The 12,624-nt window shown below is 62.6% G+C and carries 12 protein-coding genes and 1 riboswitch; of the genes, 5 read left to right on the top strand and 7 right to left on the bottom strand.

Going from position 1 to position 12,624, the window contains the following annotated elements; translation table 11 throughout:
- Window positions 1-3: 3 nt before the first annotated feature.
- Window positions 4-525 carry a bifunctional adenosylcobinamide kinase/adenosylcobinamide-phosphate guanylyltransferase gene (cobU, locus tag ATY76_RS05225; protein WP_088673655.1) on the bottom strand — a complete coding sequence of 174 codons (522 nt, stop codon included), beginning with the start codon at window positions 523-525 and terminating at the stop codon, window positions 4-6.
- A 368-nt stretch (window positions 526-893) separates the two neighbouring features.
- Window positions 894-1,290, bottom strand: a riboswitch (cobalamin riboswitch).
- Window positions 1,291-1,548: 258 nt separating this feature from the next.
- Here cobU and ATY76_RS05215 point away from each other — a divergent pair.
- A complete protein-coding gene (locus ATY76_RS05215) occupies window positions 1,549-3,339 on the top strand; it encodes a chloride channel protein (RefSeq protein ID WP_088673653.1) in 1,791 nt (596 codons plus the stop codon).
- A gap of 3 nt (window positions 3,340-3,342) precedes the next feature.
- On the opposite strand, the gene ATY76_RS05210 is transcribed toward ATY76_RS05215, so the two are convergent.
- The 3 genes from ATY76_RS05210 to ATY76_RS05200 form a co-directional block, all read right to left on the bottom strand.
- The gene (locus ATY76_RS05210; protein ID WP_245309706.1) at window positions 3,343-4,386 is read right to left on the bottom strand and encodes an adenylate/guanylate cyclase domain-containing protein; all 1,044 of its coding nucleotides are present in this window, start codon (window positions 4,384-4,386) and stop codon (window positions 3,343-3,345) included.
- Window positions 4,387-4,695: 309 nt separating this feature from the next.
- Window positions 4,696-5,466, bottom strand: coding sequence for an SDR family oxidoreductase (locus ATY76_RS05205; RefSeq protein ID WP_088673651.1), 771 nt, complete (start codon window positions 5,464-5,466; stop codon window positions 4,696-4,698).
- A 368-nt stretch (window positions 5,467-5,834) separates the two neighbouring features.
- Entirely contained in the window at window positions 5,835-7,289 is a 1,455-nt protein-coding gene (locus ATY76_RS05200; RefSeq protein WP_088673650.1) for a cobyric acid synthase, read from the bottom strand.
- A gap of 641 nt (window positions 7,290-7,930) precedes the next feature.
- On the opposite strand from ATY76_RS05200, the gene ATY76_RS05195 reads away from it, so the two are divergent.
- Both ATY76_RS05195 and ATY76_RS05190 read left to right on the top strand, forming a co-directional pair.
- On the top strand, window positions 7,931-8,932 hold the full coding sequence (locus ATY76_RS05195; RefSeq protein ID WP_190233590.1) for a glycine betaine ABC transporter substrate-binding protein: 1,002 nt from the start codon (window positions 7,931-7,933) through the stop codon (window positions 8,930-8,932).
- Between the two features lie 34 nt (window positions 8,933-8,966).
- Entirely contained in the window at window positions 8,967-9,314 is a 348-nt protein-coding gene (locus ATY76_RS05190; protein WP_088673649.1) for a hypothetical protein, read from the top strand.
- A gap of 106 nt (window positions 9,315-9,420) precedes the next feature.
- On the opposite strand, the gene ATY76_RS05185 is transcribed toward ATY76_RS05190, so the two are convergent.
- Together ATY76_RS05185 and ATY76_RS05180 are read right to left on the bottom strand one after the other, a co-directional pair.
- Complete coding sequence (locus ATY76_RS05185; RefSeq protein WP_088673648.1) at window positions 9,421-9,576, bottom strand: entericidin A/B family lipoprotein; 156 nt, start codon at window positions 9,574-9,576, stop codon at window positions 9,421-9,423.
- A 99-nt stretch (window positions 9,577-9,675) separates the two neighbouring features.
- Window positions 9,676-10,617, bottom strand: a complete 942-nt coding sequence (locus ATY76_RS05180) for a LysR substrate-binding domain-containing protein (protein WP_190233589.1) — start codon at window positions 10,615-10,617, stop codon at window positions 9,676-9,678.
- A 72-nt stretch (window positions 10,618-10,689) separates the two neighbouring features.
- Between ATY76_RS05180 and ATY76_RS34060 the strand changes: the two genes are divergently transcribed.
- Window positions 10,690-10,908, top strand: a complete 219-nt coding sequence (locus ATY76_RS34060; RefSeq protein WP_088673647.1) for a hypothetical protein — start codon at window positions 10,690-10,692, stop codon at window positions 10,906-10,908.
- Between the two features lie 107 nt (window positions 10,909-11,015).
- Here ATY76_RS34060 and ATY76_RS05170 read toward each other — a convergent pair whose 3' ends face one another.
- Window positions 11,016-11,624 (bottom strand): LysE/ArgO family amino acid transporter, encoded by a 609-nt coding sequence (locus ATY76_RS05170; RefSeq protein WP_088673777.1) that lies wholly within the window; start codon window positions 11,622-11,624, stop codon window positions 11,016-11,018.
- A 99-nt stretch (window positions 11,625-11,723) separates the two neighbouring features.
- On the opposite strand from ATY76_RS05170, the gene ATY76_RS05165 reads away from it, so the two are divergent.
- Complete coding sequence (locus ATY76_RS05165) at window positions 11,724-12,617, top strand: LysR family transcriptional regulator ArgP (RefSeq protein WP_088673646.1); 894 nt, start codon at window positions 11,724-11,726, stop codon at window positions 12,615-12,617.
- Window positions 12,618-12,624: the final 7 nt, after the last annotated feature.

Raw genomic sequence — 12,624 nt, 5'->3', positions numbered from 1 at the left:
ACTTCAACCCTTCATTTTCAGCGGCAGTCCCGCCGCGATGAAATAAACTTCGTCGGCTTTCGCCGCGATCATCTGGTGCAGCCGGCCGGCATGGTCGCGGAACTCCCGCGCCATGCGGTTCTCCGGCACGATGCCGAGACCGACTTCATTGGAAACGATGACAAGTTTCGCCTTTGCCTGCGGCAGCCACGCTGCAAGCGCGGCTGCCTGTAGCGCGATATCGCGCCCCTCCATCATCAGATTGGTGAGCCACAGCGTCAGACAATCGACGATGATCGCCCTGCCCGCGCCATCGATGGCCTTAAGTCGTTCGGCGAGATCAAGCGGCTCCTCATGCGTGGTCCAGGAGCCGCCGCGATCGGCCTTGTGCTGGTCGATCCGCGCCTGCATCTCGTCGTCCCACGCCCGGCCGGTCGCGATGTAATGGCGCTCGAGGCCGCTCGATGTGATGAGGTTTTCGGCGAAGCGCGATTTGCCGGAGCGCGCGCCGCCGAGCACGAGACTGGAATTGGAGAGAGCGATCATGCGGAAGCGCTCCCTCTAGGGAGGGCGGCGCTTCGATTTGCTCTGCATTTACTATAGTTGGCCGCCGAGGACGTAGTACCCCCCTCTGTCCTGCCGGACATCTCCCCCACAGGGGGGGAGATCGGCCAGAGGCACGACCTCAGCTCCACATCGGTTGTTTGGGATGAAGCTCTCCACGATTCAATCTCCCCCCTTGTGGGGGAGATGTCCGGCAGGACAGAGGGGGGTGCCGCATATTCGGCATAAGAGGCCGAAAGCCCCTCGTCCGGACCCGGCCACCGTCGCGCCACACAAGGCAGCGCCGAATTCATTCGTTCAGCCAAAACAACCTCCGTGCTGGCAGCGGGCTCTTTGCCCAGGATTGGGCTTCTCGCCCGGCACGGGATGGCAGGTCTCCTGGCTCGCGGGTATCGGCGGCGATCGGGGCGGACCGGAAACCGGTCGCCCTGATCGTGCCGGCGGATCTGCCTCGCCTTCCCGGCTGCTTTGGTGAAGAGGTGGACGATTCGTAGAAATAGAGGCGTCCGACCCCGGTTGATCACCATGCATTTCCAGTGGCCTTTCCGGCATCTAGTCCGTTCCGCCCGCCAGCACCATTGCTGGCTGCCGGCGGAAAAGGCTGAATGCCGGATGGAAGACCCTGACCGCTCTACAGTCGCGGGGTCGGCTGTGATGAAGGCGCCCGGATTGGGTCCGCCCCGTCACATTCCCTTTTCATCCGGAAGGGCGCACCGCCGATCCGGAACCATCCGTTATATCGGGATGGTCAGGCGACCATCCGTATAGGAAAGATGGTTAGGCAAGCCGGTGATTGAAGTCAACGGCCTTCGCCGCCGTCCCCGCGCCGGATCGTCTCAGGGCTACCGGGACCAATACGACTGACCCTACCGGAAATATCGTCTTTTATCAGGGGCTTACGTCATGAAAATTTGATCGGCGCGCCGGCTTTTCGCCGCAATTGCATTGCAAGCCGACTGCGCCGCCGCCCTTGACCGGGCTTCTCCCCGCCTAATTGTCCTAGCCATGCTTATGAAATTGGATCGGCGCCGCCTGCGGGCGCTGCGTGTTTTCTTCGACCCGGGGCGGCTGCGCGCGCTGACCCGCCGCAGCGAAGTCGGCCTGTCGCTGGCCGGTGCCGTGGTCGGCATCGCCTCCGGGCTTGCCGTCACCGGCATGAGCCTTGTTTCCAACGAGCTGCACCAGCTGATCTTCGGCATCGCCGACGAGGAAAGGCTGAGCTCGTCGCTGATCGACGACAAGCTGCTGCTGCTCACCGCCCCTGTCATGGGCGGCGTCCTGCTCGGCCTGTTGCTCTTCATTCTGACCAAACGGCGCAAGAAGCCGATGGTCGACCCGATCGAGGCCAATGCGCTGCATGGCGGCCGCCTGTCGCTGACCGACAGCATCATCGTTGCCGCGCAGAACCTGATCTCCAACGGTTTCGGCGCCTCCGTCGGCCTGGAGGCCGGCTATACCCAGCTTGCCGCCGGCCTCGCCTCGAAATTCGGCTTGAAATTGCAGTTGCGCCGCTCCGACCTGCGCATCCTCGTCGGCTGCGGCGCGGCCGGCGCCATCGCCGCCGCCTTCAACGCGCCGCTGACCGGCGCCTTTTATGCCTTCGAGCTGATCATCGGCACCTATACGATCGTGTCGCTGACCCCGGTCGTCGTCTCCGCCCTCGTATCCACTCTCGTCGCACGGTTGCTCGCCGAGGGCGATTTCACCATCGATATCGGCAGTTTCGGCTCCGTCGTGCCAGCCGACTATGTTCCGGCACTATTGCTCGGCGTCTTCTGCGCCGGTATCGGCATCCTCCTCATGCAGGGTGTCGCCTTCATCGAGGAACTGGCCCGCAAGAGTTCGATCGCCCCGCCCTTCCGTCCCGCCCTCGGCGGCATCATCGTTGGGCTGCTGGCGATGATTTCACCGCAGGTGCTGTCGGCTGGCCACGGCGCGCTGCATCTCAACCTCGCGCGCGAGGTGGCGATTCCCGCGCTGATCGGCCTCTTCCTCTTGAAATCCCTTGCCTCGGCGATCTCGATCGGCTCCGGCTTCAGGGGCGGCCTGTTCTTCGCCTCGCTGTTCATGGGCGCCCTGCTCGGCAAGCTCTTTGCCTATTGCGGCCCCTATTTCGCCGATGCGACGCTGACGCCGGTCATCTATGCCGTGGTCGGCATGAGTTCGCTTGCCGTCGCCGTCATTGGCGGACCGCTGACGATGACGTTCCTGGCGCTCGAAATCACCGGCGACTTTCCGATCACGGCGCTGGTGCTTGCCGCCGTCATCACCTCCTCGCTCGTCGTGCGCTCGACCTTCGGCTACTCCTTCGCCACATGGCGCTTCCATCTGCGCGGCGAAAGCATCCGCAGCGCCCATGATGTCGGCTGGATCCGCAATCTGACCGTGGACAAGCTGATGCGCGCCGACGTCAAGACGGCGAAAGCCGGCATCTCGCTGGAAGAATTCAAGCAGGCCTTTCCAATCGGCTCGACCCAGCGCGTCATCCTGGTCGAGGAGAGCGACAAATATGCGGGCCTCGTGCTGGTGCCGGAGATCTACGCCAATCCGACCGACGTGCAGGACGAAGGCACGACGCTTGCCGATTTCATCCGCTACCGCAACGATTTCCTGCAGCCGCAGATGAATGCAAGGCAGGCGGCGGCGATCTTCGACAAGAGCGAAAGCGAAGCGCTCGCCGTCGTCAACAATCTGATCGAGCGCAAGGTGGTCGGCCAGCTCAGCGAAAGCCACACGCTGCGCCGCTACAGCGAGGAACTCGACCGCCGCCGCCGCGAGGTGTCGGGTGAGATCTGATTGTTAGGACGCTTCGGCAAGCCTGAAGACCTCGGCCTTCTTCGAGACGCCGCGCAGATCGAACGATCCGAGATATTCGCAGGGCACGGCGCAGGTCGTCGCGAAGCTCTCCGACATCAACAGATGCTGCTCGAGCATGCCGCACAGCTTTTCGAGCCGGGAAACCTCGTTGACCGCCTTGCCGATCACCGTGAAATCGAGCCTGCCCTTGGCGCCGACATTGCCGTAGAAAACCTCGCCGAGATGCAGCACCACATCGACGCCGATGTCGGGGCCGCCAACCAGCGTCCGCTCGCGATTGAGCGCTTCGTTCGCCTTCAGCAGGCTCCCGGCGGATGCCAGCGCGGCCAAGCAGGCCGGCTGCGGATCGTCCGCGTCGGTCGGAAAGATGGCCAGCACGCTGTCGCCCATGAATTTCAGGATCTCGCCGGAATTCTCCTCGACATGCCGGTCGATCAGCTCGAAGTGATCGTTGAGAAAGCCGACGATCTCCCCCGGCTGATAGACCTCGGTCAAGGCGGTGAAATTGCGAAGGTCGGCAAGCAGGATCGCGGCATTGATCGAGCCGCCCGTTCCTCTTCGGGTTTCACCCGCCAGAATTCGCGCGCTCGTCCTGGCGCCAGTATAGACGGCAAGGATATCGCTGGCGGTTTTCGACGTCGCGACCCGGTAGGCCGCAAGCCCCAGCGCCGGGAAAAGTGCCTGGATGGCCGCCAGCTGTTCATCGGAAAATCCGTCCGGCGCGTCGCTGGTCAGCGAGAAGCCGAGCCCGCGCAGCGCAACTTCCTTCGGGAATTCGAAGATGCTGATCACGTGGTCCGTGCCCCCGTCGAGCGCGAATTCGTGCAGCTCGGTATAGTGCAGGCCCTCGCCCTTCGCCAGGTTCCACCGCCCCGTCTTCTCGCCGCGGTTCAGAAGGTAGAATATCGGCGTCTGCTCGAAGTTGCGTTCCGTCTCGCTGCCATGTTCGGCGGTTTCGATGATCGTGACGCCGCCGCGCGAGAAATTCGCCGATACGCCGCGATACATCGGGTGCAGCGACGGCATCCTGATGCTCGCCCGCCAGATCGGAAATCCCGCCGCGATTAGCCGTTCACACAGGCCGGTGACGAGATCGCCGATATGCTCGCTGGTGATTCCCTGCTCTATAAGCCAATGAATATGATCGCTAATTTTGGAAACCTCCGCGTGAGCCGGCGCGATCTTATGATTGAAAATCGGGCAAATCGGCGACAACGCCGAACCGGCTGGCTTCATCTCGATTGATAGCCGCGCCCTACCGATAATCCCAGCCGTCGACGATTGAAAGTCCTTTCGTCAGCAAGCCGGCGCCACAACGCCTGCGGGCATCGCGGTTCACATCCTGACGGTCATGCCGCCATCAACAGTCAGGACATGACCATTGACGAAGGAGGCGGCGGCGCTGGCGAGATAGAGCGCCGCGCCGGCGATTTCATCGGGGCGTCCCCAGCGCTGGACAGGGATGCGCTGGCGCACGAAGGGCATGAGTTCCTCGTTCTGAGCCATTGCCGCGTTCGTCTCGGTCGCGAACCAGCCGGGCGCGATCGCGTTGCTGGTGATCCCGTACGGGCCGAATTCGACCGCCATGCCGCGCATCAGGCCGGTGAGGCCCTGCTTGGCTGCCGGATAAACGCAGTCGCCGGGCATCACGACATGACCGCTGATCGAGGTCACCGCGATCAGACGGCCGTAATTGCGCCGCTTCATCAGCACGGCGGCGTCGCGTGAAAGCGTCATCGCCGCGGCGAGATCCGTGCGCAGCAGCTCGATGATGGCATCGTCGTCGAATTCGGCGAGCGGCCGCCTGTCGCGGGCGCCGACATTGTTGATCAATATATCGAGACGGCCGTGGGTCTTTTCGATATCGGCCATCAATGCGCGCTGGGCCTCGCGGTCGGCAACGTCGAACACGGCAGCCTCCGCCGTACCGCCTGCGGCGCGAATGGCCATCACGGCATCGTCCAGCGTTGAGGCGGTCCGTCCTGTAACGATCACATGCGCGCCGGCCTCGGCAAGGGCGCGCGCCATCTCGAAACCGAGACCACGGCCGCCGCCGGTCACGAGCGCCACCTGATCCGCCAGAGAAAATCTATCGAATATGCTCATGATTCACCGCTCTCAACGGGGCCCTGCCACGGCAATTAATGGACTCAGTCAACTAATTTGGCAAGTACGGAACGGCGGTCGGTAAACACCAATTCCCTGCTTAGAGCAACTTCCTTCGAAAGACGCGTCCTCCTTCATTCCTGTGCTTGTCACCGGAATCCAGCCACGGCGCGTCTGCGCCGTGAATGATTCTTTCCCAAACAAGGAGTCTCTCGCGCCCAGGGACCTGGGCGCACTGGATTCCTGTGACGAGCACAGGAATGAGGAGGAAAGGTTAGGCGCCTCTGATCAACCTGATATGTCGTAGCGGACGGCCTTCCAGCAGGAGCAAGGCAGCGCGGCAATCCCCGCTCAACACACATCCATCCCTACTCCAGCAACCCCGCAAGCCAGCGCGCATCAAGATGACGTTCCAATTCCCAAGCGATCTCGTCGAGCGCCTGTTCCACGCCCTCGCGGTAGTTCCTCCGCTCGCCCGATAGCCCGAAGCTTTCAAGCAGCCTGGCCCGGTAGGCATCGCTGCCGAAGAGCCCGTGCAGGTAGGTTCCCATGATCCGGCCGTCCGCCGACACCGCTCCGTCGGGCGCGCCGTCGACGATCGCCGAAGGCTTGGTGCTATCCGGGCCGCGGGTAATGCCGAGATGGATCTGGTAGCCGGAAAGCGGCGCGTCATATTCGGTCGAGCGGGCCTGGCTGTTGCGCACGGTCTTCTCAGGCGCCATCTCGGTCTCGACATCGAGAAGCCCGAGGCCCGGCGTCTCCAGCGTCCCGCCTTCGAGCCCAAGCGGATCGTGCACGGTGCGGCCGAGCATCTGGTAGCCGCCGCAAATGCCGATCACCCGGCCGCCGCGTCTGACATGCATTTCGAGATCGCGATCCCAGCCCGCGGCTCTGAAATCGGCAAGATCGGAAATCGTCGATTTCGAGCCGGGAAGAATGACGAGGCCGGCATCGGCTGGCAGCCGCTCGCCCGATCGCACGTAAATCAGCTCGACATCCGGCTCGGCGTACAGCGGATCGAGATCGTCGAAATTGGCGATGCGCGGCAGCACCGGCACGGCGACCTTTAAGGCACCTGCGCCGCCCTTCGCCAGACGTTCGAGCACGACCGAATCCTCGGCCGGCAGACGCGCGGCACCTGCCAGCCACGGCACGACGCCGAAGCACGGCCAGCCGGTGAAGCCTTCGATGGCGCGGATGCCGTCATCGAAGAGCGAAACGTCACCGCGAAACTTGTTGATGATATAGCCCGCGATCATCGCCCGGTCGCCCGCCTCGAGGATCGCATGCGTGCCGACGAGCGACGCGATGACGCCGCCCCGGTCGATATCGCCGACCAGCACGACGGGCACATCAGCCCGTGTTGCAAAACCCATATTGGCGATATCGCCGGGCCTCAGATTGATCTCGGCCGGCGATCCGGCGCCCTCGACGATGACGAGATCGGCGCCGTCGGCAACTTTTTCGAAGCTTGCAAGCACCGCGCCGAGCAGTTGGGGTTTCAACCGCTGATAGTCCCGCCCTTTTGCCTGTCCGAAGACCTTGCCCTGGACGATGATCTGGCTGCCGTTTTCCGATTGCGGCTTCAGCAGCACCGGGTTCATGTGCACCGAGGACGGCGTGCGGGCAGCAAGCGACTGCAGCCACTGCGCCCGGCCGATCTCGCCGCCGTCATCGGCGACCGCCGCATTGTTCGACATGTTCTGCGGCTTGAACGGCCGGACGATACGCCCGCGATTGGCCGCCAGCCGGCAGAGGCCCGCGACCAGCACCGTCTTGCCGACATCCGAGCCGGTTCCCTGCAGCATGATCGCTCTTGCCATGGCGGCCGCCTTTCGTTGAGGCGAGGCCTACAATGGGCGCCAATCCCGGGTCAAGACTTGCAGGGGCTGGGAATGCTTAGCCTAAAAACGCGAAAACCGCGCATGGCCTTGGCTCTGCGCGGTTTGCCGAAAACTCTGGCGTCTTCACCCTCTACGCGGCGAAGCTCGCTTTCTCCGGTACGCACTACCTGAACCAGAGAAGCAGCAGTTGTTCCGGCTGCGACCTCACTGATAACGGCACATTCTTACCGGAGAGTTATTGAAGGCTTACGCAAATGTTAATTTTGACCTTTTTCGGCATTTCCGTCGTTTTTTCTGGCGAAGCCCCCTCGCCGGTGGCGAGCCCCATCCGTGTCTCCATTTTCGGGCTATTGACATAAATTCTTCGAATTCAATCATTTAGTGGCGCAACCATGAGCAGAAGACGGTTGATTTCTGCGGGCGAACGCGTAGGCTTGGCCAAAATGCGCCATTGTTGAACATGACCTGCGACCCGCCGCGAAGCCGCAAGGATGAACGGCGTCCGTGAACAGGAAGGCCTGCTGAGCCATCGCCCGGCGGGCCTCCTCCCTTTCGGGCGCCGCAAAGTTTTGCTGACGATTTTTACAAGGCGGCGCGTCCGAGCAACGAAGATTCGGGGAATGACGATGAAGACGCTTCTGATTTCGGCCGTCTTTGCCGCGGCTTTTTCCATTGCCGCGCCGGCCGCCGCCGCCGACTGCGGCCAGGTGACGATCGCCGAGATGAAATGGGCCTCGGCCGGCATTGCGGCAAACTTCGACAAGATCATCCTGGAAAAGGGCTATGGCTGTTCCGTCACCATCGTCGACGGCGACACGCTGCCGACCTTCGCCTCGATGAACGAGAAAGGCACGCCCGACATCGCTTCGGAATATTGGATCAATTCCGTCAGGGCCCTGCTCGATCAGGCCGTCAAAACCGGCCGGCTGGTGCAGGGTGCCGAGATCCTTGCCGATGGCGCCGTCGAGGGCTGGTTCATTCCGAAATTCATCGCCGACGCCAATCCCGACATTCGCTCGGTCGAGGATGCGCTGAAGCATCCCGAGCTTTTTCCGGGCGAAGAGGATCCATCCAAGGGCGCAATCTACAATTGCCCGGCCGACTGGAGCTGCCACATATCGACCACCAACCTTTTCCGGGCGCTTGCCGCGGACAAGAAGGGCTTCGAGCTCGTCGAGACCGGCAGTCCCGAACGGCTCGACGCCTCGATCGCCCGCGCCTTCGAGAACAAGGTCGGCTGGCTCGGCTATTACTGGGCGCCGACCGCCATCCTCGGCAAATACGACATGACGCGCCTGAGCTTCGGCGTCGGCCATGACAAGAGCGAATGGGACGGTTGCACCGCCGTTGCCGGCTGCGCCAGGCCACAGCTCAATTCCTACCCGGTCTCGCGCGCTTTCACGCTGATGACCAGATCCTTCGCCAGCCGCGCCGGGCCGGTCACCGCCTATCTCAAGACCCGAAAATGGGACAATGCGACGATCAACCAGGTGCTCGCCTGGCAGGACGAAAACCGCGAAAGCAACGAGAATGCCGCCATCCACTTCCTGCGCAATTACGAGAGCCTTTGGACGAAATGGGTGCCGGCCGATGTAGCCGAGAAGGTCAAGGCGAGCTTATAAACGCGGGAGACGATCAACGACCGGACGATTCGAGATGACTGGCAACGTTCCCTTTCCCGACCGCGATACCGTTGCGGAAAAGCTCGCCGCGCTGTCGGAGCCCGACAAATCCTACCTGACGCTGCTCATGGAAAATGCCGCCCAGGACGACAACCTGCTCGACGGCCTGCGCCGCCACCTCGATCTTGCCGCGGGATCGCGTTTCCTGAACTCGCTGAAACTCGAAAATCTTGGATTGTGGCTGGGGACCCAGGCGCCGGACCGCCTACAAATCCGGCTGATGGAAACGGCCCGCTCCAGCCAGCACCCCGCCTACCAGGCCTTCCGGACCGGCCTCAGCCGATCCGGCGGCCTCGAAAGAGCACATCCCCCGGCCACCTGATAAGGTGGTCCGGCCCCGGTCACTCGTTAGAGTGGTCCGGACCCCGGCCCGATCCGGCCACTTGCCAAAGTGGTCCGGTTTCAGGCTCAGACCTAACGTCTACCGCTTACTTCTTCGCAGCGCGATCAACCGAGCGCCCGGCATCCTGCGTGGCGTTGACGGCGTTCGCCGTATCCTTTCCCACGCCGCGGATCGTGTTGCCGCAGGAGGAAAGAGCAAGAAGAACCATGAAGGCTGCGGCAATTTTGGCCGTTGTCGTCATTTCGAATATCCTTGTTTGAAATCAACCCCGAACGGCACTCATGCCATCCGCGCCGATAACGCACAAGCGAACAAAAGGTTCAGCGGCTGGACGATATCCTCAGGCGGCGACCGCCTTGGCTCTTTCGGCAAAAGCATCGCGAATGCTGTCGGCCACCGTTTCGATCGGTCCCGACATCTGCGAGGCGGTCAGCAGCCGGATGTCGAAGGAGGCGAGTTCGGGCAGTCCTTCCTGCAGGCCGAGGATCGCCATGTCCTCGCTGACATAGGAGAGCGGCAGCGGCGCGATGGCCAGATCGGAGAGCACGGCGGCGCGCTGCGCCATCGTGTGGCCGCTGAGATAGGCGACGCGATAAGGCCGCTTGTTGCGCTCGAGCTGGGCGAGCGCCTCCTGCCGCCAGATGCAGCCATCCTCCCAGATCGAGATCGGCAGGGGATCGCGCCTGTGGGCCGAACCGCACCGTGCGCCGGCCCAGACCAGCCGCTCGCGGAACACCACCTCACCGCCGGTCGGGAACGGCCGGGTCGCGCAGTTGATCAGCGCGAGATCCAGCCGCTGCTCCTCCATGCGCTTCTTCAGGCCGACGCTCATGTCGATCGTCACGTCGACCATGATGCCGGGATAGCTTTCGGCAAAACTCTTCAGGATTCTTGGCAGCAGCCGCTCGCCGATATCCTCGGGCGCGCCGAGCCTGACGACGCCGGTCAGCTCCGGCATGATGAAGCGCGACACCGCCTCGTTCGATAGGGCCAATATGTTGCGCGCATAGGAAAGCAGCATCTCGCCGTGGCGCGTCAGCGTCACCGAGCGGGCGTCGCGCAAAAACAGCGTCGCGCCGAGCTGTTCCTCGAGCTTCTTGATCTGCATGGAGACCGCCGACGGTGTGCGGAAGACCGCTTCGGCGGCAGTGGAAAAATTGCCCGTTTCGGAGATGGCGACGAAGGTGCGCAGCACATCGTTGTCAAGCAAAGGAATGGGACGGCGAAAGGGTAGGCTCATCGTCGCATCTTTCAATTTTTCTGATTTATAAAGCCATATCATTTTGTTTGATTGAATGTCAATCGGCCCCCATAGTTTGCGTATCGGCAACTGATGCAGCAAAGGAGACCGGACATGGCACAAACAAGCACATGGAATATCGTACAAGCCCTCTCCGCGTTCAAGTCACGCCGGCGCAGGGACGCGAACCATGAACATGCGCTGCGGGAGTTGAAGCGATTCCCGTCGCACCTGATGGCGGATTGCCAGCGCGAAATCGAACTACCCCCTCTGAAGACGGTCATACGACCGCGGCGGGCTCTGAGGATCGTGGAATCACCGAGCCGCGCCTAAGGCGCGGCCCCGCCAATCGGCGACTCTTCGGCTTCCAAGACTGCGTATCGTAGCTTTAAGCGCTCGCCCGTTCGATCCAGTCTTGCGTCATCCCACTCGTCACCTGATCACATCCCGCCGATGAGCTTGAAGGCGATGATCCACATCGTCGCAGCGACGAGCGTCTCCAGCATCCGCCAGGACGCCGGCTTCGAGAAGATCGGCCGCAGCCATGTCGCGCCATAGCCGAGGGCAAAGAAGAACAGGAAGGAACCTGTCATCGCGCCGGCGGCAAAAGAGGCCTGCTGGCCGGGATAGCGCGTCGAAATCGTGCCGAGCAGCGCGACCGTATCGAGATAGACATGCGGATTGAGCCAGGTGAGCGCGAGGCAGGTCGCGAGCGTCTGCCGAAAGCTCGCCGTCTTGGCCTCCGCCGCCGTGAGAGTGGCGGATGACCGCATAGCGGAATAGAGGCTCTTGGCTCCGTACCAGGCGAGAAACGCCGCGCCTCCATAACGCATGACTGGATCGAGCCAAGGCAGCAGACTGGCGATCTGCTGGAGGCTGGTCACCCCGAGCAGGATCAGCGCCGCATCGGAGAGAGCGCAGGTAAGGCACACGGCGAAGACATGTTCGTTGCGCAGCCCCTGGCGAAGGATGAAAGCGTTCTGCGCCCCGATCGCCACGATCAGGCTGAGGCCCATCATCAGGCCGGTAAAATAGATCGGAAAACTCATCTGCTCGGCAATGCCCCACACCTCGTTGGAGTTGCGATAGCGCCGGCGCACGAATTAGTCTAATTAATCAATCTTATCCCAATTAAGTGAAACTAATCCATGCTCGACTATCCCGCCCTGCGCGCCGTCGCAACCATCGTCCAGACTGGCAGCTTCGAACGAGCCGCCGCCATCCTCAACGTCACGCCCTCGGCCATCTCACAGCGTGTCAAGCAGCTCGAAGAGCGTCTCGGCACCGTCCTCATCGTCCGGGGCACGCCCTGCACGGCCACCGAAAAGGGAGAATGGCTCTGCCGCCATATGGAAAATGTCGGCATGCTGGAGGCCGAACTCTTCCGCCAGTTGCCGGCCCTCATCGATCCCGACGAGCCGCTGCAAAAGGTGACGCTGCAGATCGCCACCAATGCCGACAGTCTCGGCACATGGTTCGTGGAGGCCATGGCCAATTTCGCCAAGAGCTCTTCCTATCTGCTGAACATCGCCGTCGACGACCAGGACCATACTGCCGAATGGCTGCAGCGCGGCCGGGTGATCGCGGCCGTCACCAGCCTGGAAAAGCCGGTCCGGGGATGCCGGCGCTTCGAACTCGGCGTCCTGCGCTACCAGGCCACGGCAACACCCGAATTCGTCGCCCGCCACTTCCCCCATGGCGTCACTGCCGAGGCGCTCCGCCACGCTCCTGCCCTCACCTTCAACCAGAAGGACAGGCTGCAAAGCAGCTGGGTGCGGCAGACATTAGGAGCCGATCTCGATTATCCCACCCATTGGCTGCCGTCGCCGCAGAGTTTCGTCGAGGCCACGCTTTCGGGCATGGCCTGGGGCATGAACCCGATCCAGCTGACCCGCGACCATCTCGCCTCGGGGCGTCTGGTGGAACTCGTTCCCGGCACCCCGCTCGACATCCCGCTCTACTGGCAGATCAACCGCCTCGCCGCCGACCGCCTGGCGGACCTGACGCGCGAAATCGTCACGGTAGCCAAGCGCCGTCTTTGATCGCCAT

It is taken from the genome of Rhizobium sp. R339 (genome assembly GCF_002211395.1).
Taxonomy (GTDB): Bacteria; Pseudomonadota; Alphaproteobacteria; order Rhizobiales; family Rhizobiaceae; genus Rhizobium.
This window is presented reverse-complemented; position numbering and strand designations above follow the sequence as displayed.

Bases quoted from the DNA above. Each gene is read 5' to 3' on its own strand.
- cobU (WP_088673655.1), bottom strand. From the start codon at position 525: ATGATCGCTCTCTCCAATTCCAGTCTCGTGCTCGGCGGCGCGCGCTCC.
- ATY76_RS05215 (WP_088673653.1), top strand. From the start codon at position 1,549: ATGCTTATGAAATTGGATCGGCGCCGCCTGCGGGCGCTGCGTGTTTTC.
- ATY76_RS05210 (WP_245309706.1), bottom strand. From the start codon at position 4,386: ATGCCGTCGCTGCACCCGATGTATCGCGGCGTATCGGCGAATTTCTCG.
- ATY76_RS05205 (WP_088673651.1), bottom strand. From the start codon at position 5,466: ATGAGCATATTCGATAGATTTTCTCTGGCGGATCAGGTGGCGCTCGTG.
- ATY76_RS05200 (WP_088673650.1), bottom strand. From the start codon at position 7,289: ATGGCAAGAGCGATCATGCTGCAGGGAACCGGCTCGGATGTCGGCAAG.
- ATY76_RS05195 (WP_190233590.1), top strand. From the start codon at position 7,931: ATGACGATGAAGACGCTTCTGATTTCGGCCGTCTTTGCCGCGGCTTTT.
- ATY76_RS05190 (WP_088673649.1), top strand. From the start codon at position 8,967: ATGACTGGCAACGTTCCCTTTCCCGACCGCGATACCGTTGCGGAAAAG.
- ATY76_RS05185 (WP_088673648.1), bottom strand. From the start codon at position 9,576: ATGACGACAACGGCCAAAATTGCCGCAGCCTTCATGGTTCTTCTTGCT.
- ATY76_RS05180 (WP_190233589.1), bottom strand. From the start codon at position 10,617: ATGATATGGCTTTATAAATCAGAAAAATTGAAAGATGCGACGATGAGC.
- ATY76_RS34060 (WP_088673647.1), top strand. From the start codon at position 10,690: ATGGCACAAACAAGCACATGGAATATCGTACAAGCCCTCTCCGCGTTC.
- ATY76_RS05170 (WP_088673777.1), bottom strand. From the start codon at position 11,624: ATGAGTTTTCCGATCTATTTTACCGGCCTGATGATGGGCCTCAGCCTG.
- ATY76_RS05165 (WP_088673646.1), top strand. From the start codon at position 11,724: ATGCTCGACTATCCCGCCCTGCGCGCCGTCGCAACCATCGTCCAGACT.